2 protein-coding genes and 1 pseudogene are annotated in these 2,375 nt (G+C 64.9%); all 3 read left to right on the forward strand.

Features of this window, described 5'->3' with window-relative positions; genetic code table 11:
- Nucleotides 1-33 precede the first annotated feature (33 nt).
- A complete protein-coding gene (locus R1101_RS0121400; RefSeq protein WP_016935299.1) occupies nucleotides 34-474 on the forward strand; it encodes a succinate dehydrogenase hydrophobic membrane anchor subunit in 441 nt (146 codons plus the stop codon).
- Between the two features lie 15 nt (nucleotides 475-489).
- Nucleotides 490-2,241 (forward strand): succinate dehydrogenase flavoprotein subunit, encoded by a 1,752-nt coding sequence (sdhA, locus tag R1101_RS0121405; RefSeq protein WP_016935300.1) that lies wholly within the window; start codon nucleotides 490-492, stop codon nucleotides 2,239-2,241.
- Nucleotides 2,241-2,375, forward strand: a pseudogene (locus tag R1101_RS30395) (succinate dehydrogenase iron-sulfur subunit); the annotation flags it as partial. The gene sdhA and the pseudogene R1101_RS30395, both read left to right, overlap by 1 nt.

Below are 2,375 nucleotides of genomic sequence, written 5' to 3' on the forward strand. Positions count from 1 at the left end.
GCATCCTCTTCAACACTTTTGCGGGGCACTGACATGACCGAAGCGAAGACCCTCGGTAAGGAATACGACCGGCCCGCCGGTCTGGACAACCCACGTTCGCCGCGGCGTGCCGCGAAGAACAACTTCGAGCTCTACGCCTGGTTGTTCATGCGCCTGTCCGGCCTCGCCCTGATCATCCTGGTCCTCGGTCACCTGTTCATCATGCTGATGCTCGACGAGGGCGTGCACCGCATCAACTTCGCGTTCGTCGCGGGCCGCTGGTCCAGCCCCTTCTGGCAGATCTGGGACCTGTCGATGCTGTGGCTCGCACAGCTCCACGGCGGTAACGGTCTGCGCACCGTCATCGCCGACTACGCACGTAAGGACTCCACCCGGTTCTGGCTCAACACGATCCTCGTCGTGTCGATGATCCTGATCATGGGCCTGGGCACCTACGTGATCTTCACCTTCGACCCGAACATCACGGCGAGCTAGGGGAGCCGAACCTTCATGCAGGAACATCGTTACGACGTAGTCATCGTCGGCGCCGGCGGCGCCGGCATGCGTGCGGCCATCGAAGCCGGCCCGCGTGCGCGCACCGCAGTGCTCACGAAGCTCTACCCCACCCGCAGCCACACCGGCGCCGCTCAGGGTGGCATGTGCGCCGCCCTCGCGAACGTCGAAGAGGACAACTGGGAGTGGCACACCTTCGACACCGTCAAGGGTGGCGACTACCTGGTCGACCAGGACGCCGCGGAGATCATGGCCAAGGAGGCCATCGACGCCGTTCTCGATCTCGAGAAGATGGGCCTTCCGTTCAACCGGACGCCCGAGGGCAAGATCGACCAGCGCCGCTTCGGTGGTCACACCCGCGACCACGGTAAGGCTCCGGTCCGTCGCGCGTGCTACGCCGCCGACCGCACCGGCCACATGATTCTGCAGACGCTGTACCAGAACTGCGTCAAGCACGACGTGGAGTTCTTCAACGAGTTCTACGCGCTCGACATCACCTTGACCGAGACCGAGAACGGTCCCGTCGCGACGGGTGTCATCGCGTACGAGCTCGCGACCGGCGAGATCCACGTCTTCCACGCCAAGGCGATCGTCTTCGCGACGGGCGGCTCGGGCCGTATGTACAAGACGACGTCGAACGCCCACACCCTCACCGGTGACGGCCTCGGCATCATCTTCCGCAAGGGCCTGCCGCTCGAGGACATGGAGTTCCACCAGTTCCATCCCACGGGTCTGGCCGGTCTCGGCATCCTCATCTCGGAGGCCGTGCGGGGTGAGGGCGGTATCCTCCGCAACGCCGACGGCGAACGGTTCATGGAACGCTACGCCCCCACCATCAAGGACCTCGCACCGCGCGACATCGTCGCCCGGTCGATGGTGCTCGAGGTGCTCGAGGGCCGCGGCGCCGGACCGAACAAGGACTACGTCTACATCGACGTGACCCACCTCGGCGAGGACGTCCTCGAGGAGAAGCTGCCCGACATCACCGAGTTCTCCCGCACCTACCTCGGCGTCGACCCCGTCACCGAGCTCGTGCCCGTGTACCCGACCTGCCACTACGTCATGGGCGGTATCCCGACCAACGTCGACGGCGAGGTCCTGCGCGACAACGAGAACGTCGTGCCCGGCCTGTACGCGGCCGGCGAGTGCGCGTGCGTGTCCGTCCACGGCGCCAACCGTCTCGGCACCAACTCGCTGCTCGACATCAACGTCTTCGGTCGCCGCGCGGGTATCGCCGCTGCGGAGTACGCCAACAGCACGAAGCACGTCGAGATGCCGGAGCAGCCGACGAAGTACGTCGACGACTGGCTCGACCTGATCCTGCATCAGGGTGGCAAGGAGCGGGTCGCCGACATCCGCACCGAGCTGCAGCAGACGATGGACAACAACGCGTCGGTGTTCCGCACCGAGGAGACGTTGACGCAGGCACTCAACGACATCCACGAGCTGAAGAAGCGCTACAAGGAGATCACCGTCCACGACAAGGGCAAGCGCTACAACAGCGACCTGCTCGAGGCCGTGGAGCTCGGCTTCCTCCTCGAGATGGCCGAGGTGACGGTCGTCGGCGCTCTGAACCGCAAGGAATCGCGTGGCGGCCACGCCCGCGAGGACTACCCGAAGCGCGACGACGAGAACTTCCTCCAGCACACCATGGCGTACAAGGTGGGCGAGGACCTGATCTCCGACATTCGCCTGGACTACAAGCCGGTGGTCCAGACCCGGTACGAGCCCATGGAGCGTAAGTACTGATGACTACCATCGAGAAGACCGACGCGGGCGCTTCGACCCTGCCACCCGTGCCCGAGGGCGCGACGATGGTCACCCTCAAGATCGCTCGGTTCAACCCGGAGGACGACAAGGGTCAGCACTGGGATTCGTTCCAG

It is taken from the genome of Rhodococcus sp. R1101, assembly GCF_000278445.1.
Classification (GTDB): domain Bacteria; phylum Actinomycetota; class Actinomycetes; order Mycobacteriales; family Mycobacteriaceae; genus Rhodococcus; species Rhodococcus gordoniae.